This window comes from Streptomyces sp. SID5464, assembly GCF_009862985.1.
GTDB classification, from domain to species: Bacteria; Actinomycetota; Actinomycetes; order Streptomycetales; family Streptomycetaceae; genus Streptomyces; species Streptomyces chartreusis_D.
Map to the genome: position 1 here is coordinate 14,447 of NZ_WWIQ01000041.1, position 20,027 is coordinate 34,473.

16 protein-coding genes are annotated in these 20,027 nt (G+C 71.8%); 13 read left to right on the forward strand and 3 right to left on the reverse strand.

From position 1 onward, the window contains the following. Positions 1-41: 41 nt before the first annotated feature. Entirely contained in the window at positions 42-1,382 is a 1,341-nt protein-coding gene (locus tag GTY47_RS20995; RefSeq protein WP_040904433.1) for a helix-turn-helix domain-containing protein, read from the reverse strand. Positions 1,383-1,572: 190 nt separating this feature from the next. Between GTY47_RS20995 and GTY47_RS21000 the strand changes: the two genes are divergently transcribed. The 4 genes from GTY47_RS21000 (at position 1,573) to GTY47_RS41660 (ending at position 5,217) form a co-directional block, all read left to right on the forward strand. Next, positions 1,573-2,499 (forward strand): proline dehydrogenase family protein, encoded by a 927-nt coding sequence (locus GTY47_RS21000; RefSeq protein WP_010048650.1) that lies wholly within the window; start codon positions 1,573-1,575, stop codon positions 2,497-2,499. A gap of 92 nt (positions 2,500-2,591) precedes the next feature. After that, positions 2,592-4,223 carry an L-glutamate gamma-semialdehyde dehydrogenase gene (gene pruA / locus GTY47_RS21005; RefSeq protein ID WP_010048652.1) on the forward strand — a complete coding sequence of 544 codons (1,632 nt, stop codon included), beginning with the start codon at positions 2,592-2,594 and terminating at the stop codon, positions 4,221-4,223. Positions 4,224-4,296: 73 nt separating this feature from the next. Further along, complete coding sequence (locus tag GTY47_RS21010) at positions 4,297-4,839, forward strand: GNAT family N-acetyltransferase (protein WP_010048654.1); 543 nt, start codon at positions 4,297-4,299, stop codon at positions 4,837-4,839. A gap of 246 nt (positions 4,840-5,085) precedes the next feature. Continuing rightward, positions 5,086-5,217 carry a hypothetical protein gene (locus tag GTY47_RS41660; RefSeq protein ID WP_010048656.1) on the forward strand — a complete coding sequence of 44 codons (132 nt, stop codon included), beginning with the start codon at positions 5,086-5,088 and terminating at the stop codon, positions 5,215-5,217. A 52-nt stretch (positions 5,218-5,269) separates the two neighbouring features. Here the strand turns inward: GTY47_RS41660 and GTY47_RS21015 are convergent, their stop codons facing one another. Further along, on the reverse strand, positions 5,270-6,838 hold the full coding sequence (locus GTY47_RS21015; RefSeq protein WP_010048657.1) for a metallophosphoesterase family protein: 1,569 nt from the start codon (positions 6,836-6,838) through the stop codon (positions 5,270-5,272). 154 nt (positions 6,839-6,992) lie between these two features. Between GTY47_RS21015 and GTY47_RS21020 the strand changes: the two genes are divergently transcribed. Together GTY47_RS21020 and GTY47_RS21025 are read left to right on the forward strand one after the other, a co-directional pair. Further along, a complete protein-coding gene (locus tag GTY47_RS21020; protein ID WP_010048659.1) occupies positions 6,993-8,036 on the forward strand; it encodes a 3-isopropylmalate dehydrogenase in 1,044 nt (347 codons plus the stop codon). 242 nt (positions 8,037-8,278) lie between these two features. Then, a complete protein-coding gene (locus tag GTY47_RS21025) occupies positions 8,279-9,367 on the forward strand; it encodes a branched-chain amino acid aminotransferase (RefSeq protein WP_010048660.1) in 1,089 nt (362 codons plus the stop codon). A gap of 115 nt (positions 9,368-9,482) precedes the next feature. On the opposite strand, the gene GTY47_RS21030 is transcribed toward GTY47_RS21025, so the two are convergent. Next, complete coding sequence (locus GTY47_RS21030) at positions 9,483-10,928, reverse strand: cytosine permease (protein ID WP_010048661.1); 1,446 nt, start codon at positions 10,926-10,928, stop codon at positions 9,483-9,485. Between the two features lie 115 nt (positions 10,929-11,043). Between GTY47_RS21030 and ureA the strand changes: the two genes are divergently transcribed. The 7 genes from ureA (at position 11,044) to GTY47_RS21065 (ending at position 19,893) form a co-directional block, all read left to right on the forward strand. After that, entirely contained in the window at positions 11,044-11,748 is a 705-nt protein-coding gene (ureA, locus tag GTY47_RS21035) for an urease subunit gamma (RefSeq protein ID WP_010048662.1), read from the forward strand. After that, positions 11,745-13,457 carry an urease subunit alpha gene (locus GTY47_RS21040; RefSeq protein WP_010048664.1) on the forward strand — a complete coding sequence of 571 codons (1,713 nt, stop codon included), beginning with the start codon at positions 11,745-11,747 and terminating at the stop codon, positions 13,455-13,457. The genes ureA and GTY47_RS21040 overlap by 4 nt, the downstream gene beginning before the upstream one ends. Before the next feature lie 8 nt (positions 13,458-13,465). Further along, positions 13,466-14,503, forward strand: coding sequence for an agmatine deiminase family protein (locus tag GTY47_RS21045; protein ID WP_010048666.1), 1,038 nt, complete (start codon positions 13,466-13,468; stop codon positions 14,501-14,503). A gap of 16 nt (positions 14,504-14,519) precedes the next feature. After that, entirely contained in the window at positions 14,520-15,125 is a 606-nt protein-coding gene (locus GTY47_RS21050; RefSeq protein WP_010048667.1) for a TetR/AcrR family transcriptional regulator, read from the forward strand. A 126-nt stretch (positions 15,126-15,251) separates the two neighbouring features. Beyond that, on the forward strand, positions 15,252-16,493 hold the full coding sequence (locus tag GTY47_RS21055) for a PD40 domain-containing protein (RefSeq protein ID WP_010048669.1): 1,242 nt from the start codon (positions 15,252-15,254) through the stop codon (positions 16,491-16,493). A 301-nt stretch (positions 16,494-16,794) separates the two neighbouring features. Next, positions 16,795-18,399 (forward strand): citramalate synthase, encoded by a 1,605-nt coding sequence (gene cimA, locus GTY47_RS21060; protein ID WP_010048672.1) that lies wholly within the window; start codon positions 16,795-16,797, stop codon positions 18,397-18,399. A gap of 144 nt (positions 18,400-18,543) precedes the next feature. After that, entirely contained in the window at positions 18,544-19,893 is a 1,350-nt protein-coding gene (locus tag GTY47_RS21065; protein ID WP_010048674.1) for a hypothetical protein, read from the forward strand. Positions 19,894-20,027 lie beyond the last annotated feature (134 nt).

Below are 20,027 nucleotides of genomic sequence, written 5' to 3' on the forward strand. Positions count from 1 at the left end.
GCGTGGCTCCGTGCCGAAACCGCCCGTTCAGGCGAGGGGACTCACCCGGACGGCCCGATGTCCTGACCGTGTGCGAGCCGGGCCCCCTTCAGCGCCATGTGCAGGAGCAGGCGGTCCTCGCCGTCGTCCAGGTCCAGGCCGGTGAGCTTCTCGATCCGGGACAGGCGGTAGTACAGCGTCTGACGGTGGATGCCCAGCTCGGCGGCGGCCCGGGCGGCCTGGCCGGCGCAGTCGAGGTAGACCTCGGCGGTACGGGCCAGCTCCCGGTGGACGGGGAAGAGCAGGGCGTGTACCGCCGGGTCGCGGGCCACCTCCGGCGGCAGCGCGGTGAGCAGCCGGAACGGCCCGATCGACGTCCACTCGGCGACGGGCCCCAGCCGGGACTCGGCCAAGGCGGCCCGCGCCGCCGCCGAGGCCTCCCACCAGGCGGTTCCCAGCTCGGCGAGACCGGAGCGGGGTGTCGCGAGACCGGCGGCGGGGGAGGCGGTGCCGGTGCCCGCCGCGCGCGAGGCGCCGCCGGCCGGGCCGGACGGAGCGGTGCCGGTGCCCGCTCCGCGTGGCATGCCCGTGGACGTCCCGCGTGCGGGGCTCTTTGCCGCGCCCCGGGCGTCGGGCCCCGTCGGACCGCCCGCCCGTTCCAGCAGGCGGGCCGCCGCTGTCGTCGCCGGGGTCAGTACGTCCGCCGAGCGCAGGCGGACCAGGACGGCCACGCACTGGGACGAGGTCCCCCACGGCAGGGTGCACAGGGCTGTCGCGCCCGGCATCGTGCGGACCGACGGGGCGTCGTCGGGGTCGGCCGTGGGCCAGGGGGCGACGCAGAGCACCGTGTGGAGGCCGTCGGCGCGGGGACCGAGGGCGGTGCGGAGTTCCGCGATGGCCATGTCGCGCTGCCAGTCGCGGTCGGCCGTGAGGACGGCCCGCAGCTCGCGGCTGAGGTCGGCGCCGTGCTGGGCCTCGTCCGCGAGCAGCGCGCCGATCCGGGCCGTGACCTGCATGGCGGCGGACAGCTGGCGCTCGCTCGGGCCGGGATCGTCGTCCAGCAGCCAGACATAGCCGTGGACCACGCCCCGGTGGCGGACGGGCAGGCAGATCCGGCCCCGGTACACCCCGGCCTCCGGCGTCGGCGGGATACGCACCGGGCCCGTCGCACGGGTGATGCCGAAGCCCTCGAACCACGCCCGGACGGCCGACGTCGAGCGGCGGGTCAGGATCGAGCGGGTGCGCACCGGGTCCAGGGCCGACGGATCGAGGTCACCCTCACTGTCGTACGCGCCGAAGGCGATCAGCTCGAAGTCCCGGTTCTCCAGCGTCGCGGGCGCCCCGAGCAGCTCCGAGATCTCGTCGACCAGCTCCTCGTAGTCACCCCTGTGTTCCGACGTCATCCGGGCATTGTCCCGCACTCCAGGGGAGCCTTCATACATCTGTCTGAGATCTGCGGCACGGATGCGTGACAGCTGTCGATGGCCGACGATCGGGGGGATCCTTAGGTTTCACGGTGGTTCTCCGCGCCGTACCCGAAGCGTCATCCGCCCGGGGTCCGGCCATCCGTTGGTTGTGCTCTGGAGGTGCCCCGTGCTGGGTCCCGTGATTCTCGCCGCGTCGCGCAGCGACCGGATGCGACGCCTGATCTCGGCGGCCCCGGTGACCAGGCAGGTCGTCGACCGGTTCATCCCCGGCGAGGACGTCGACGACATCGTTCCGGTCATCCGGGACCTCACCGGGCAGGGCCTGGAGCTGACGATGGACGTCGTGGGCGAGGACATCACCAGCCCCGCGCAGGCCGCCGCCGCCCGGGACGCCTACCTGGAGCTGATCGACCGCCTGAAGCCGCTGGAGCTCGGCACCCGCGCCGAGATGTCCGTGAAGCTGTCGATGTTCGGGCAGGCGCTGGACGGCGGCCACGAACTGGCCCTCGCCAACGTCCGCCCGGTCGTCGAGGCCGCCGCCGAGATCGGCACCACGGTCACCCTGGACGCCGAGGACCACACCACCCTCGACTCGATGTTCGCCATCCACGAGGAGCTGCGGAAGGACTTCCCGCAGACCGGCTGCGTCATCCAGGCGTACCTCTTCCGCACCGAGGCCGACGCCCGCCGCCTCGCCGCGAACGGCAGCCGGGTGCGCCTCGTCAAGGGCGCGTACAAGGAGCCGTCCTCGGTCGCGTATCTGGACAAACACGAGATCGACCGGGCATACGTTCGGATCCTCAGGACGTTGATGGAGGGGGAGGGGTACCCGATGGTCGGGTCCCACGACCCGCGCCTGATCGCCATCGGCCAGGAGCTCGCCCACCGCGCCGGGCGAAAGCTCGACGAGTACGAGTTCCAGATGCTCTACGGCATCCGCACCGAGGAGCACCTGCGGCTGGCCGCCGAGGGCCACCGGATGCGCGTGTACACGGCCTACGGCACCGACTGGTACGGCTACTTCATGCGCCGACTCGCGGAGAAGCCGGCCAACCTGCGCTTCTTCGCCCGCTCGATGCTGACAAAGGGCTGAGAGCCCGACCAGGGCCGAGGCTCCTCAAGGCAAGGCTGAGGCTCGCCAAGGGCTGAGACCGAAACACCGTTCAGTAAGGAGTTACGGAAAACATGGACGCTGTGACCCAGGTCCCCACCCCCGTCAACGAGCCGGTGCACGGCTACGCCCCCGGCTCGCCCGAGCGTGCCCGGCTGGAGGCTCGCCTGAAGGAGCTGGCCGACAACCCGGTCGACCTGCCCTGCACCATCGGCGGCGAGAAGCGGATGGGCGGCGGTGAGGCCTTCAAGGTCGTCCAGCCGCACAACCACCAGGCCGTGCTCGGCACGTACCGCAACGCCACGCAGGCGGACGCCCAGGACGCCATCGACGCGGCCCTGGCCGCCGCGCCCGCCTGGCGCGCCATGTCCTTCGACGACCGCGCGGCGATCATCCTGCGCGCCGCCGAGCTGCTGTCCGGCCCCTGGCGCGAGACGCTCGCCGCCTCCACCATGCTCGGCCAGTCCAAGACCGCCCAGCAGGCCGAGATCGACACGCCCTGCGAGCTGATCGACTTCTGGCGGTTCAACGTCTCCTACGCCCGCAAGCTCCTGGCCGAGCAGCCCCCGGCCAACTCCCCGGGTGTGTGGAACCGCCTGGACCACCGCCCGCTGGAGGGCTTCGTCTACGCGATCACGCCCTTCAACTTCACCGCGATCGCGGGCAACCTGCCCACGGCCCCGGCCCTGATGGGCAACGTCGTCGTCTGGAAGCCGTCCCCGACGCAGACCCACGCCGCCGTGCTGCTCATGCAGCTCCTGGAGGAGGCCGGCCTGCCCAAGGGCGTCATCAACCTCGTCACCGGCGACGGCATCGAGGTCTCGAAGGTCGCCCTGGAGCACCGCGACCTCGCGGGCATCCACTTCACCGGCTCGACCAAGACCTTCCAGTACCTGTGGAAGACGGTCGGCAACAACATCGAGAAGTACCGCACCTACCCGCGTCTGGTCGGCGAGACCGGCGGCAAGGACTTCCTCGTCGCCCACCCCTCGGCCGACCCGGCGATCCTGAAGACAGCGCTGACCCGGGGTGCCTTCGAGTACCAGGGCCAGAAGTGCAGCGCCACCTCCCGGGCGTACATCCCCGCCTCGATCTGGAACTCCGGTTTCAAGGAGGAGTGGGCCGCCGAGGTCGACGGCATCAAGATGGGCGACGTCACCGACCTGTCGAACTTCATCGGCGCCGTCATCGACGAGCGTGCCTTCGCCAAGAACAAGGCCGCCATCGACCGTGCCAAGGAGGACCCCTCCTGCACGATCGTCGCGGGCGGCACCTACGACGACTCCGAGGGCTGGTTCGTCCGCCCGACCGTCATCGAGTGCACCGACCCGGAGAACGAGGTCTTCCGCACCGAGTACTTCGGCCCGGTCATCGCCGTGCACGTCTACGAGGACGAGAAGTACGACGAGATGCTGACCCAGATGGAGTCCGTCTCCGACTACGCCCTCACCGGCTCGGTCATCGCGAACGACCGCGCGGCGGCCGCCCACACGGCGAACAAGCTCCGCTACGCCGCCGGCAACTTCTACATCAACGACAAGTCGACCGGCGCCGTCGTCGGCCAGCAGCCCTTCGGCGGCGGCCGTGCCTCCGGCACCAACGACAAGGCCGGTGCACCGCAGAACCTGATGCGCTGGACCCTGACCCGCGCCATCAAGGAGACGCTGGTCCCGCCGACCGACTACACCTACCCGCACATGGGCTGAGTCCCGGCGAACCGACGGGCCAGGTCACGAAACGACCTGGCCCGTCGGCATGTCCGCGGGGAAGACTGACCCGATGACCACCCGAGCACGCACCGCCCACACCGCCGACCTCACGCCGGCCGAACTCCACGCCGCACGGGCCCTGCTGGACGCCGCCTTCGACGGCGACTTCGGCGACGAGGACTGGGACCACGGCCTCGGCGGCATGCACGTCCTCGTGCACGACGGCTCCGGGCTCGCCGCGCACGGGGCGGTCGTGATGCGCCGGGTGCGGCACCGCGGCCGGTGGCTGCGCGTCGGGTACGTCGAGAACGTCGCCGTACGCGCCGACGCCCGCCGCACCGGCCTCGGCGGGCAGGTCATGGCGGAGCTGGAACGCGTCGTCGACCGCGCCTACGACCTCGGCGCCCTCTCCGCCAGCGACGACGGCGCCCGGCTCTACACCTCCCGCGGCTGGCGGCTGTGGCGCGGCCAGGTGCACGCCCTCAGCCCGCGGGACGGCGTCGTCCGCCTGCCGGACGAAGAGGACAGCACCTACGTCCGGCCCGCCCTCGCCGGGCCGCTCGACCCCGCGCACGAGCTGCTCTTCGACTGGCGCGACGGAGATGTGCTCTAGGGATCACCGCAGGTCAGCGGGGTGTCACGTAGTCCACCGTCTCAGATAGTAGGAAGTCCGAGTAATTGTGGAGACAGATGCTCCGGCCTCCCTTAGTTTTGTAGGAGCCGAACGTCTCGCTCGACCAAGCGAATGGCGGTCGTGAGCCGGGCCCCGTGCAGGCAACCCCTGCGGCACCGCTCCCCGCCCCATCCGGCGTCTCGTATCCCTTTCCGCACTCCATGCTGTCGAAGGAGTCGATTTCCCATGGCCGAGACGACCGTCCGCCGCCGAGTCCGTCACGTCTCCCGTACGAGCGAGTCCGACCGCAAGAACGCCGCCGCAGCGCTCCAGCGCGCCCTCGACCGCAGGGACAACGGCGGATCCACCGGTCACTGAGCCGTACCACCCCTGGTCCGGGAGCCGCACCCGACGAGGCGCGGTGCGGGGCTCACACCCCGCGCCGCACCTCGAAATGGTCGATCCGCTCACCGCTCGACGCCAGCGCCGACACCTTCAGCCTCGGCGCGGCGCCGCTCACGGCCTCCACCGACAGGAACGAGAACCCGCGGTAGCGCACCCGCGACCACTGCACCGACTCGGCCTTGGTGTCCCGGGACTTCGTCCACCGGAAGGTGCCGACCGGCTCGTGGTCGGCGGCGTTCCCCTCGTAGCTCTCCTTCACGCCGTCGGGGAAGCCGTACAGCTCCTTGCCGCCGCCGCCCGCCGTGACGTACACGATCCCGTCCCGCCGGGGATCCGTCGTCCCGCCCACCGGCACCGGCCTGCCCACCTCGCCGTTCCGGATGGCGTCGGTCCGCTCGTAGACGTGGTTGTGCCCGTTGATCACCAGGTCCACCTGGTGCTTGGCGAACAGGGGCAGCCACGCGGCGCGCACCCCGCCGTCGGAGGCGTGCGTGGACGTCGAGTACGCGCAGTGGTGGAAGAAGACGACGATGAAGTCGACGTCCCGCGCCGCTCGGAGTTCGCCGAGCTTCCTGTCCAGCCACGTCGTCTGCCGCCCCTCCGTGTAGCCGAAGTTGGCGGAGATCTCGTACGACACGTCGTTCGCGTCCAGCGCGACCACGCCGACGTTGCCGTACGTGAAGGCGTACACCCCCGGTGCCGTCCGCGCGTCGAAGCCGCTGTCCGGCAGGGAGAAACGGGCGAGCTGGCCGCCGTAGCCGTCCGGCGAGTACCAGGCCTCCATGTCGTGGTTGCCGGTCGTCACCATCCACGGCACCGACCTGGCCACCGGCTCGGTCTGCTTCAGGAACCGGTCCCACTGCCCGGCGTCGAAGACGTCCGACTCCTTGCCCTTGCCGGTCGGGTCGGCGTAGCAGATGTCGCCGGCGTGGAGGTGGAAGGCAGGGCCCCGGCGCAGCAGCAGACGGTCGTTCAGGGCCGCCTCCTCGCCGACGCCCTGGTCGCCGAACGCGGTGAACACGAACCGCTCCGGCGGGCTCGCGGGTGCCGTGCGGAACGACGTGACGGTCGACCGGTGCCGCGGGGACGCCGGGTCGAAGCCCTCGTGGCCGACGCCGTAGTAGTACGTCGTGTCCGGGCGCAGGCCGTCCAGCGCCGCGTGCAGGTAGTACTGCTCCACCGCCGGCCGTACGCCCTTCAGCTCCGGGGTGTGCAGGTCGCGCAGCTCCGCCTCGACCTTGCGGCCGAGGTCGTCGGGGCGCAGGCCCACCCGGACGTACGGCCCCCGCACCGCCAGCGGCACCTGCCAGGAGATCCGCATCTGCGTCTTCGGGTCGGCGCCGAAGGCGAGATGGCGGCCGAAGGGGGTGACGAAGGAGCCGGGCGTCTTCGACGTGCTCGGCGACGGGCTCCTGGTCGCCGTACCGCTCCCGGGTCCCGGGCCGGAGCAGCCGGTCAGCAGGCCGCCCGCGACCGCGCCCGCCGTCACCAGCGTGCGGCGCCGCGACAGCCGCGTGCGCAGGTACTCGTGCTGTTCCGCCATGCTCATCCGGCGTGCGAGCTCGGGCGGGATGCCGAAGTGGGGGATCTCCATGTCGGGTCAACTTCCCAGCGAACGTCAACATCCGCCCCCCGTACGGGTGAACGGAAACCGTCGGCCGAGTGCGGTCCCCCTGGCGGGTCAACGGCGTCTGTCCGCATCACGGACACCCTGTGTCATCCCATGGGACGAGGAGTAGGGTGCCCGCATGTCTCGCAGCATCAATCTCGCAGTGATTCCCGGTGACGGCATCGGCCAGGAAGTCGTGGCCGAAGGCCTGAAGGTCCTCTCCGCCGTCCTTCCGCAGGATGTGAAGCTGGAGACCAAGGAGTACGACTTCGGCGCCCGGCGCTACCACGCCACCGGTGAGACCCTCACCGACGCGGACCTCGACGCCCTGAAGAAGCACGACGCCATCCTGCTCGGCGCGATCGGCGACCCGAGCGTGCCGTCCGGCGTCCTGGAGCGCGGCTTCCTGCTGAAGCTCCGCTTCGCCTTCGACCACCACGTCAACCTGCGTCCGTCGAAGCTGCTCCCGGGCGTCGCGACCCCGCTGGCCGGCGAGCCGCAGATCGACTTCGTCGTGGTCCGCGAGGGCACCGAGGGCCCGTACACCGGCAACGGCGGCACGATCCGCAAGGGCACCGAGCACGAGGTCGCCACCGAGGTGTCCGTGAACACGGCCTTCGGTGTCGAGCGCGTGGTCCGCGACGCCTTCGCACGTGCCCAGGCCCGCCCGCGCAAGAAGCTGGCGCTGATCCACAAGAACAACGTGCTGACCTTCGCGGGCCACCTGTGGACGAACATCTTCAACAAGGTGGCCGAGGAGTTCCCCGAGGTCACCACCGAGTACATGCACGTCGACGCGGCCACGATCTACCTGGTCACCCAGCCCGAGCGCTTCGACGTGATCGTCACCGACAACCTCTTCGGTGACATCATCACCGACCTCGCCGCGGCCGTCTCCGGCGGCATCGGTGTGGCGGCCTCCGGCAACATCAACCCGTCCGGAGAGTTCCCCTCGATGTTCGAGCCCGTGCACGGCTCGGCCCCGGACATCGCCGGCCAGGGCAAGGCCGACCCGACCGCCACGGTGCTGTCCGTCGCCCTGCTCCTGCGCCACCTCGGCTACGAGGCCGAGGCCGCCCGGATCGACGAGGCGGTCTCCGCCGACCTGTCGGAGCGCACCGGCAAGCCCGCCCGCTCCACCTCGGAGATCGGCGACGCGCTCGCCGTACGAGTAGCCGGCTGACCCGCCGCTGCTCATCCCAAGCCGCCGGGTCGCATCCGCACCCGGCGGCTTCCGCATGTCCCCGCCGGGTGTCACCATCGACCACCGGGCCGTATTCACCCCGTTCCTTCCGCCGCTGCCCGCGGGCGATAATCGAACGCGAGGCCGCGGAACGAGGGAACGCTCGGACGTCCTGGCACTGGTCACCATCAGAGCTGTACCGAGCGCGGCCCGTCACTACAACCGGTGAAGGACTTCAACCCATGACGACGCCCACGATCGAGCTCAAGCCGTCCGCCAACCCGCTCTCCGCCGCAGAACGGGAGGCGATCCTGGCCAACCCCGGGTTCGGCCGCCACTTCACCGACCACATGGTGACGATCAAGTGGACGGAGGGCCGCGGCTGGCACGACGGCCAACTCGTGCCGTACGCGCCGATCTCCCTCGACCCCGCGACCACGGTCCTGCACTACGCGCAGGAGATCTTCGAGGGGCTGAAGGCCTACCGCCGCCCCGACGGCTCGGTCGCCACGTTTCGTCCGGAGAAGAACGCCGAGCGCTTCCAGAGCTCCGCGCGCCGGCTGGCGATGCCGGAGCTGCCGGTCGAGACGTTCATCGAGGCGTGCGACGCGCTGGTGAGGCAGGACAAGGCCTGGGTGCCGGCGCACGGCGGGGAGGAGTCCCTCTACCTGCGTCCGTTCATGATCGCGACCGAGGTCGGGCTGGGCGTGAAGCCCGCGAACGAGTACCTGTTCCTGGTCATCGCCTCCCCGGCCGGCGCCTACTTCCCGGGCGGCGTCAAGCCGGTCTCCATCTGGGTCTCCGAGGACCGCGTCCGCGCCGTCCCCGGCGGCATGGGCGACGCGAAGACCGGCGGCAACTACGCGGCGTCCCTGCTGGCGCAGGCCGAGGCCGCGGCCAAGGGCTGTGACCAGGTCTGCTACCTCGACGCGGTCGAGCACCAGTGGGTCGAGGAGCTCGGCGGCATGAACCTGTACTTCGTGTACGGCAACAAGATCGTCACGCCGTCCCTCACGGGTTCGATCCTGGAGGGTGTCACCCGCGACTCGTTGCTCGCCGTCGCCCGTGATCTCGGGTACGAGGCCGAGGAAGGCCGGGTCTCGGTCGACCAGTGGCAGCGGGACTCGGAGAACGGGTCGCTCACCGAGGTGTTCGCCTGCGGTACGGCTGCGGTGATCACGCCGGTCGGGACGGTGAAGCGCGCCGGGGCCGAGTGGCAGCAGAGCGGGGGCGAGCCGGGCGAGGTCACGCTCCGGCTCCGCCAGGCCCTGCTCGACATCCAGCGCGGTACGGCGGAGGACAAGCACGGCTGGATGCACCAGCTGGGATAAGAAGCACTCGGCGTCGAGGCCGGGGGCCGGGGGCTCCGCCCCAGGCCTATGCCCACCCACCGCCCGAATCGGTCGGTCAAGAAGCCGGAGCACCGGCGTCGCCCTCGGGCTCCCGCTACACGCCTCCCGAATCGGTCGGACAGGTGGCAGGGCCAGCTACCTCGGCCCCGGGCTCCTTCATCAGCGAGCCCGGGGCCGACAGCGCGTACGCCACCCCGCCCACCAGCCCCGACAGCAGGAAGCTGCAGTCCACCCCGCCGGTCAGTGCCAGCAGCGGGCCCTGGTACGACGGCAGGGACACCGCCAGGGCGCCGACGAGTGCACCGGCCGCCCAGGAGAGGGTCGCCGGGACGTTCCAGCCGGCGCGGTACCAGTAGACGCCGCCCCGCGCGCGGCGGTTGAAGACCTGGAGGGCGTCCGCGTCGTACACCCCGCCGCAGCGGGCGAAGCCGATGAGGGTGATCACCGCCCAGGGCGTGCCGATGGCTGTCAGCAGCAGCACGAAGGACGTCATCGCGTTCTGCGCGGTCGAGTAGTAGTGCCCGGCGAAGACGCAGGCCGTGGCCACCACGGCGACCGTGTACGTGGCCCTGGCCCGGGAGGCGCGCGGCAGGATCGCGTCGAGGTCCAGGCCCATCGAGTACAGCATCAGACCCGCGTTGCCGACCGAGCCCGCGGAGGCCGCCAGCAGCAGCGGCACGAGGTACCAGGCGGGGGCCGCGTCGACCAGCGGCCCCGCGTAGTCGAGGGCGGCCCGGGCCGCGTACGCCGTGAAGGTGCCGAAGAGCTGCGGCACCAGCAGCCCCAGCATCAGCCCCAGCCAGGTCGCGTGCAGCACCCGGCGTGAGGAGTGGCGGGCCGGGGAGATGTAGCGGGTGTAGTCGCCGAGCAGCGTGATGAACGCGATCGGCCCGGACAGCCCGGCGGCCACGGCCGCGAGCAGCCAGGTCGGCCAGAACCCATCCAGCAGATAGCCGCCGGTCTCCGGCAGCGCGGCGGTGGTGAAGCCGGGTGCGTAGGCGATCACGCCCAGCGCCAGCAGGGCCGTCATGCCGAAGGCCAGGATCCGGGACATGGTGAGCAGCACCCGGTAGCCGTACACCGCGCCCGCGACGGTGGCCGCGGCGAGCAGTCCGTAGACGATCCCGTAGGACGTCCCGCCCTGCGGCAGCCCGGCCAGCCGGCCCAGCACGCTCACCATCACGTCCCCGCCGATCCACACGGTCAGCGCGGTGTAGCCGAGGGCCAGCAGCAGGCCGACCACCGAGCCGACCAGCCGGCCGCGGACCCCGAACTGGGCGCCGGAGGAGGTCGACAGGTTGGTGCCGGTGCGCAGCGAGACCAGGGCGAGGGGAGCCGTGAGCACCACGCCCACCACCGTGCCCGCCAGGACCGCGCTGACCGACGACCACCAGTCGAGGCCGAAGGACGGCGGCAGCCAGCCGAAGACGATCACGCCCAGGCAGAGGTTGGAGCCGAGCAGGATCGAGACGAGGTCCCGCGGCCCACTGGTCCGCTCCTCCTCGGGGATGGTGTCGACTCCGCGCTGTTCGATCGGCATGCTTGTCTCCCTCGGTTAGAGCGACGTTCAATGTGATGGGAGTCGCAGCTCGCCGTCAACCTTCCGGAGGAGGGAATTTCATGTTTAGAGTGATGCTCTAAATGGAGGGAGTGACATGCGGCTGACCCCGACCGAACGCGACCGGCTGCTGCTCTTCGGCACCGCCGAGCTCGCCCGCGCCCGCAGGGCCAGGGGACTGAGGCTCAACGTCCCCGAGGCGACCGCGCTCATCGCCGACACGGTGTGCGAGGCCGCCCGGGACGGCAAGCGGCTGGCGGAGGCCATTGAGGCCGCCCGGTCCGTGCTCGGCCCGGACGACGTGCTGCCCGGTGTCGCCGACGTCGTGACCGAGGTGCACGTCGAGGCGGTCTTCGACGACGGCTCGCGGCTCGCGGTCGTCTCCGACCCCATCGGCGGCGGCTCGGGGCAGGCAGCGCCGGGCGCCCTGCTGCCCGGGCCCGAGCATGCCGACCCCGAGCCCGTCGAACGGCTGACGGTCACCAACACCGCGACCGTGCCCGTCTCCGTCACCTCCCACTTCCACTTCTTCGAGGCCAACCCACGGCTGGCGTTCGACCGCGGGCGGGCCTACGGCCTGCGCCTGGCCGTGCCCGCCGGATCCTCCGTGCGGTTCGGGCCGGGGGAGAGCGTCGAGGTCGGGCTGGTGCCGATCGGGGGCGAGCGGATCGCGATCGGGTTCGCCGGGCTGGTCGACGGGCCGCTGGACGCACCGGGCGCGAAGGAGGAGGCCCTGCGCCGGGCCGCCGCCTGCGGATATCTCGGCGTACCGGACACACCTGATCAGGAGGTCGAGCGATGAGCCGCCCGGGAGGCCACCCCGCCGAGGCCCGCCGCCTCACCCCGTACGAGTACGCCGCCACCCACGGCCCCCGCGCCGGCGACCGCGTCCGCCTCGGCGACTCCGGCCTGACCATCCGCGTCGAGTCCGACGCCCAGCGGTACGGCGACGAGTTCCTCGCCGGGTTCGGCAAGACCGCCCGCGACGGGCTGCACCTCAAGGCCGCCGCCGTCCGGGAGACCTGTGACGTCGTCATCAGCAACGTCGTGGTGATCGACGCCGTGCAGGGCATCCGGAAGGTCTCCATCGGCATCCGCGAAGGGCGGATCTGCTCGATCGGACGGGCCGGGAACCCCGACACCCTCGAGGGGGTCGACGTCGTCGTGGGCACCGGGACGTCGATCGTCTCCGGCGAGGGCCTCATCGCCACCGCCGGGGCCGTCGACACCCACGTCCACCTGCTGTCGCCCCGCATCATGGAGGCCTCGCTCGCCTCCGGCGTGACCACGGTCATCGGGCAGGAGTTCGGGCCCGTGTGGGGCGTCGGCGTCAACTCGCCCTGGGCGCTGCGGCACGCGTTCAACGCGTTCGACGCCTGGCCCGTCAACATCGGCTTCCTGGGCCGGGGTTCGTCGTCCCACGCGGCGCCGCTGGTCGAGGCCCTCGCCGAGGGCGGCGCCTGCGGCTTCAAGGTGCACGAGGACATGGGCGCGCACACGCGTGCCCTGGACACCGCGTTGCGCGTCGCCGAGGAGCACGACGTCCAAGTCGCCCTGCACAGCGACGGGCTGAACGAGTGCCTGTCCGTGGAGGACACCCTGCGGGTGCTGGAGGGCAGGACCATCCACGCCTTCCACATCGAGGGCTGCGGCGGCGGACACGTCCCCAACGTCCTGAAGATGGCGGGCGTGCCGAACGTCATCGGCTCCTCCACCAACCCGACCCTGCCCTTCGGCCGGGACGCCGTCGCCGAGCACTACGGGATGATCGTCTCCGTCCACGACCTCAAGCCCGACCTGCCCGGCGACGCCGCCATGGCCCGCGACCGCATCCGCGCCGGAACCATGGGCGCCGAGGACGTCCTGCACGACCTGGGCGCCATCGGCATCACCTCCTCGGACGCGCAGGGCATGGGGCGCGCGGGCGAGACGGTCCGCCGTACCTTCGCCATGGCCGGGAAGATGAAGGCCCAGTTCGGCGCCCCGGACTGCGGCCACGACAACGAACGCGTCCTGCGGTACATCGCCAAGCTGACCGTCAACCCCGCCATCGCGCACGGCCTCGCGCACGAGGTGGGGTCCCTGGAGGTCGGCAAGCTCGCCGACATCGTGCTGTGGCGGCCGGAGTACTTCGGCGCCAAGCCGCAGCTCGTGCTGAAGGCCGGCTTCCCGGCGTACGGCGTGACCGGCGACCCGAACGCGGCGACCGACACCTGCGAACCCCTGGTGCTGGGGCCGCAGTTCGGGGCGCACGGCGCCACGCCGGCCGACATCTCGCTCGCCTTCGTCGCGCAGGCCGCACTCGACCAGGGCCACGACACCATGCCCACCCGGCGCCGCAGGGTCGCCGTGCGCGGCACGCGCGGTATCGGCCCGGCCGACCTGCGCCTCAACTCCCGCACCGGGGCCGTCGACGTGGACCAGCGCACCGGCCTCGTCACCCTCGACGGCGAACCGCTGCGCTCCGCACCGGCCGAGTCCGTCTCCCTCAACCGTCTCTACTTCCTCTGAGGTTCACGATGTCCGCAGCCGCCGACGGCTTCCGCATGCCCGCCGAATGGGCCCCGCACGAGCGCACCTGGATGGCCTGGCCGGGCCCGAACCCGACCTTCGACGACCCGGAGGACCTGGCCGCCGCCCGGATCGCCTGGGCCTCGGTGGCCCGCGCGATCCGCCGGTTCGAGCCGGTGACGGTGGTGTGCGGCCCCGGGCAGTCGGCGCGAGCCCGCACCCTGCTGGGCGAGGGGATCGAGACGGTCGAACGCGACCTCGACGACGCCTGGATGCGCGACACCGGCCCGACCTTCCTGACCGACGGGCGCGGCGGACTGGCCGCCGTCGACTGGACGTTCAACGGCTGGGGCGCCCAGAGCTGGGCCCGCTGGGAGCACGACGCGAAGATCGCCGCGCACGTCGCGGACCTCGCGGGAGCACGGACGTACGCCTCGCAGCTCGTCAACGAGGGCGGGGCGATCCATGTGGACGGCGAGGGGACGGTCCTGCTGACCGAGACCGTGCAACTGGGCCCCGAGCGCAACCCCGGCTGGACGCGGGAGCGGATCGAGGCCGAGATCCACGCCCTGCTCGGCACCCGCAAGGCGATTTGGCTGCCGCGCGGCCTGACCGGCGACTACCCCCCGCACGGCTTCGGCACCCTCGGCCACGTCGACATCGTCGCGGCCTTCGCCCGCCCCGGCGTGGTCGTGGCCCATGTGCAGCCGGACCCGGCGCATCCCGACCACGAGGTGACGAAGGAGATCACCGGCCTGCTGAGGTCGCAGACGGACGCGCGCGGCCGCCGCCTGGAGGTCGTCGAGGTGCCGGCCCCCACGGTCCTGGAGGCCGACGGCCACTGGGTCGACTACTCCTACATCAACCACTACCTCTGCAACGGCGGCCTGGTCCTGTGCGGCTTCGACGACCCGCGCGACGAACTCGCGGCCGGCATCTTCCGCCGCCTGTTCCCGCAGCGGACCGTGACCCTGGCGGACGCCCGTACGATCTTCGCTGGCGGTGGAGGCATTCACTGCATCACCCAGCAACAGCCGAAGATCTAGCACCCGGGAGCAGCAGATGGCCGGTGGGCGCAGGCAGGCCCCGCCCCGCGAGGACGTGCTCGCCGCCGCCATGGAGATGATCGCCGAGCGCGGCCTGGAGAAGCTCACCATGGCGGCGCTCGGCCGCGAGGTCGGCATGAGCAGCGGTCACCTGCTCTACTACTTCGGCTCCAAGGACGAGCTGCTGCTGCGCACCCTGGAGTGGAGCGAGGGCCGGCTGGGCGCCGAGCGCGGACGGCTGCTGACCCGCGCCGCCGGCGCCCGCGAACGCCTCGACGCCTACGTCGACCTGTACGTCCCCGACGGCCACCGCGACCCGCACTGGACGCTGTGGCTGGAGGTCTGGAACCGCTCGCAGAGCGCTGCCGCCGACGCCGACGCCCGCGACCGGCAGGCCGCCATCGAGGGCGCCTGGCACCGCGACCTGGTGGCCCTGCTCGCCGAGGGCATCTCGCGGGGCGAGTTCAAAAGCGTCGACCCGGACCGGTTCGCCGCCCGCCTGCGAGCGCTGCTGGACGGCTTCGCCATCCACGTGGCGATCGGTCTGCGCGGCACCGACCGGGCCCAAGTCCTCCGGCACGTGCACGAGTTCCTCGCCGACAGCCTCCTCGCGGACGCCTGAACGCCTGCCCGGGTTGTACTCAAAACGACGGATTGACCCCGTGATCCGTGATGTTGTTGGCTCTGGGGGAGCCCTCGGCGCGGGGCCGGGGGAGAAGCGTCAACGGGGACACAGGGGGAACAGCACATGACCAGCACCAGGAGGGCCACGTCCGGCACGCTCGGCGTGGCTCTGGCCGTCACACTCGGCGGCGTCGCCGCGCTGCCCGCGACCGCCGCTCCGGCGGCGCCGCGGACCGAGAAGGCGAGCGTCGCACCGGACGGCACCGAGGGCAACGGCGCCTCCGGCGGGCCGAGTCTGAGCGCCGACGGCCGCTATCTGGCCTTCGTCTCCAGCGCCGACAACCTCGTCGCCGGCGACACCGACGGCGCCGCCGACGCCTTCGTGCGCGACCTGAGGACCGGCACCACCCGGCCGGCCGGTACCGCGGCGGACGGCGGCCCGGTCGACGACGTCGCCCTCAGCGGCAACGGTCGCTACCTCGCCTTCGCCGCCACGGAGGACGGCCGCAGCCACATCTGGGTCAAGGACCTGAAGTCCGGCGCCCTCCAGCGAATCGAGGACACCGTCGACACGGGCTACGACACCGGCCGGCAGCCCGCCATCAGCGCCGACGGCCGCTACGTCGCCTTCATCGCCCAGCGCTCGGACTTCACGCAGTCCGACGACGGCTGGGGACGCGTCTACCGGGTCGACCGCACCACCGGCGAGGCCGTCCGCATCAGCCAGGTGCCCGCCGCCGGCGACCGGAAGACCGCCGCCACCAACCCGTCCATCAGCGCCGACGGCAAGCGCGTCGGCTACCAGTTCTTCATCCCGCACCCCGCCTCGGGCGACTGGAGCGACGCCTACGTCCGTGACGTGCCGAGCGGCGAGCTGTTCCACGCCGACCGGGCCCCGGACGGGCTGAAGTCCGATGGACAGACCGAGTTCCCGCAGGTCAGCGCCGACGGGCGGTACGCCCTGTTCAACTCGCTGGACTCGCGGCTCACGCCGGGCGACACCAACAAGGGACACAACGTCTTCATCCGCGACCTCACGACGGGCGAGCTGCGCCGGATCGACGCCGTCGACCCGGCCGCGTTCACCGCGAATCCGCAGCTCAGCGCCGACAACCGGTATCTGGCCTTCGTCTCGGCCGACCCGGGCGACACCAGCCACACCACCCGCGCGTACGTCCGCGATCTGCGCACCGGGCGCACGGTCCTCGCCAGCCCGGACGCCCAGGGCGGGCCGAACGACCAGGGCGTGTCCGCCCCGGTGATCGACCGGCACGGCCGCCAGGTCGCCTTCAGCAGCTCCGCAGCCGACCTCGTGCCGGGCGACACGTACGACACCTCGCACGTCTACGTCCGTCACATGAGGTGACCGACCGCATCCTGAGACAACCGTGAGCCGGGCACGGGGGTTGTGCCAGACTGCCCCCGTGCTCTCGTTCGCCATGATTATTGGCAGCAGGCGCGCCGGTCCGCAGTGACCGCCACGTACGACCAGGTACGGGCGGACACCGTCGTCCTCGACCCGCGCGCAGACCTCTCGCACCCGCGAGGGGTTTTTCGCATTTCTGGCCCACCCGCAGTCAGGAGCGAGAGCGCGAGGGAGTATGTGGGGGCGGTGGAGCCGGTCACTCCGGTACGACCGAGATCCAATCCTCAGGAGCCTTGACACCATGACCGCTACCAGCGAGCTCGACGATTCCTTCCACGTCTTCGACACCACCCTGCGCGACGGTGCCCAGCGGGAGGGCATCAACCTCACCGTCGCGGACAAGCTGGCCATCGCGCGGCACCTGGACGACTTCGGCGTCGGCTTCATCGAGGGCGGCTGGCCGGGTGCGAACCCCCGGGACACCGAGTTCTTCGCCCGTGCCCGGCAGGAGATCGACTTCCGGCACGCCCAGCTGGTCGCGTTCGGCTCCACACGCCGCGCCGGCACCACGGCCGCCGAGGACCCGCAGGTCAGGGCGCTCCTGGAATCCGGCGCGCAGGTGATCACGCTGGTCGCCAAGTCGCACGACCGCCATGTCGAACTCGCCCTGCGCACGACCCTGGACGAGAACCTGGCGATGGTCCGCGACACGGTGTCCTTCCTGAAGGAACAGGGCCGCCGCGTCTTCGTCGACTGCGAGCACTTCTTCGACGGCTACCGCGCGAACCCCGAGTACGCGAAGTCGGTCGTCCGGACCGCCTCCGAGGCCGGCGCGGACGTGGTGGTCCTCTGCGACACCAACGGCGGCATGCTCCCGGCGCAGATCCAGGCGGTCGTCGCCACCGTCCTGGCCGACACGGGCGCCCGGCTCGGCATCCACGCCCAGGACGACACGGGCTGCGCCGTGGCGAACACGCTGGCCGCCGTCGACGCGGGCGCGACGCACGTCCAGTGCACGGCCAACGGCTACGGCGAACGCGTCGGCAACGCCAACCTCTTCCCGGTCGTGGCGGCCCTGGAGCTCAAGTACGGCAAGCAGGTGCTGCCCGAGGGCCGTCTGCGCGAGATGACCCGCATCTCGCACGCCATCGCCGAGGTCGTCAACCTCACGCCCTCCACGCACCAGCCCTACGTAGGCCTCTCGGCCTTCGCGCACAAGGCCGGCCTGCACGCCTCGGCCATCAAGGTCGACCCGGACCTGTACCAGCACATCGACCCGGAGCAGGTCGGCAACACCATGCGGATGCTGGTCTCCGACATGGCCGGCCGCGCCTCCATCGAGCTCAAGGGCAAGGAACTCGGCATCGACCTCGGCGGCGACCGCGAGCTGGTCGGCCGGGTGGTCGAGCGGGTGAAGGAGCGCGAACTCAGGGGTTACACGTACGAGGCGGCCGACGCCAGCTTCGAGATCCTGCTGCGCACGGAGGTCCAGGGCAAGCCGTTGCGCTACTTCGAGGTCGAGTCCTGGCGTGCCATCGTGGAGGACCGGCCCGACGGTTCCCACGCCAACGAGGCCACGGTCAAGCTCTGGGCCAAGGGCGAGCGCATCGTCGCCACGGCCGAGGGCAACGGCCCGGTCAACGCGCTGGACCGGGCCCTGCGCGTGGGCCTGGAGAAGATCTACCCGCAGCTCGCCAAGCTGGACCTGGTGGACTACAAGGTCCGCATCCTGGAGGGCAAGCACGGCACCAACTCGACGACCCGCGTGCTGATCTCCACGTCCGACGGTACGGGCGAGTGGTCCACGGTGGGCGTCGCCGACAACGTCATCGCCGCGAGCTGGCAGGCCCTGGAGGACGCGTACACGTACGGGCTGCTGCGGGCGGGAGTGAGCCCGGCCGAGTAGGCGGGTGGCGACGGCGCCTTCCGCGCCGTCGCCCGTCAGCCGGTCCGTTCCTTCGGCAGTCCCTGGGGTCCGCGCGCGGCAGCATCCAGAATCCGTACCCCGGCCGATGTCCCTTTTTGTTCCGATTCGGGTAGCTTCGAAGATATGAAGGCCGCGCTGGTGCGTACCGTCGTACGTCTGCTGATCGTGCCGGTCGTCGCCGTCCTGGCGGCGCTGATGGCCGGTGCGCCCGGTGCGCAGGCGGCCACCGACCTCTCGAAGGTCGCCGCGGAACTGCGCGAGAACCCGGTCTACGTCGATCCCGCCGCCTCCGGCCAGCTCGCCGCCTCGGACGCCGAGGCACTCGCCGACAAGATCAAGGACGCGGACAAGCCCGTCTTCGTGGCGGTCCTCCCGGCCGGCTTCCCCACGCAGGACCTCTTCCGGAACCTCCGCACCGAGACCGGCATCACCGGCCTGTACGGCATCCGACTCGGAGACCGGTTCGACGCCCGTGCGGACAGCGCGGTGATGAGCCCCCAGGCGGTGTCCAACCTGGTCACGGCCGTGCGGGGCGCGGGCGACGCCAAGGCCCAGCTGAACGACTTCGTCGACGACGCCCTGCGCAACGTGGGCGGCTCGGCGCCCAGCAGCTGGAGCGACGGCTCGGGCAGCGACGTGCCGGTCGGCGGTCTGATCACGGTCGGCGCACTGGTCGCCGCCGGTGGCGCGGGCGCCTACGCGCTGGTCCGCCGCAACCGCCGCCGCCACGAGGAGGAGCAGCGGGCCGCGCTGGAGAAGCTCCGCGTGGTGGTCGACGAGGACATCACCGCCTTCGGCGAGGAACTCGACCGGCTCGACTTCCATCCCGGCGACCCCGGCGCCGACGACGCGATGCGCGCCGACTACGAACATGCCCTGGACGCCTACGAACAGGCGAAGTCCCTGATGGCGGCCGCGACCAAACCGGAGGACGTGCGGGCTGTCACCCAGGCCGTGGAGGACGGCCGGTTCTCCCTGGCGCGACTCGCGGCCCGCCGCGAGGGCGGCCCGCTGCCGGAGCGCCGCCCGCCCTGCTTCTTCGACCCCCGACACGGCCCCTCGGTCGCCGACGAGAGCTGGACGCCCCCGGGCGGCGCCACGCGCGACGTCCCCGTCTGCGCGGCCGACCGGACCCGGCTCGCCGAGGGCCGGGACCCGGTGATCCGCGAGGTCGACACCGAGCTCGGCCGCCGCCCGTACTGGGAGGCCGGCCCGGCGTACGGCCCCTGGGCCGGCGGCTACTTCGGCGGCGGCATCCTGCCCGGCCTCCTCGTCGGCACCATGCTCGGCAGCATGATGGCCGGCCCCGCCTACGCGGCCGACTACGGCTCCGGCTACGGCGACTTCGGCGGCTACGGGGGCGGCGACGTCTCCGGCGCGGACTTCGACACCGGCGACTTCGGTGGCGACTTCGGCGGCGGTTTCGGCGGCGGCGACTTCGGTGGGGGAGGGGACTTCGGGGGCGGCTTCTGACACCAGCGACGGCCGGACCCGCCGGAACAGCGGTGGTTCCCCCACGGCGGCTCACGGCTGACGGGCCCGCGTCCCACCTTCAGCGCGGCAGTCCGATCATGCAGCGGCCTGCGGCCTGCGGCCTGCGGCCTGCG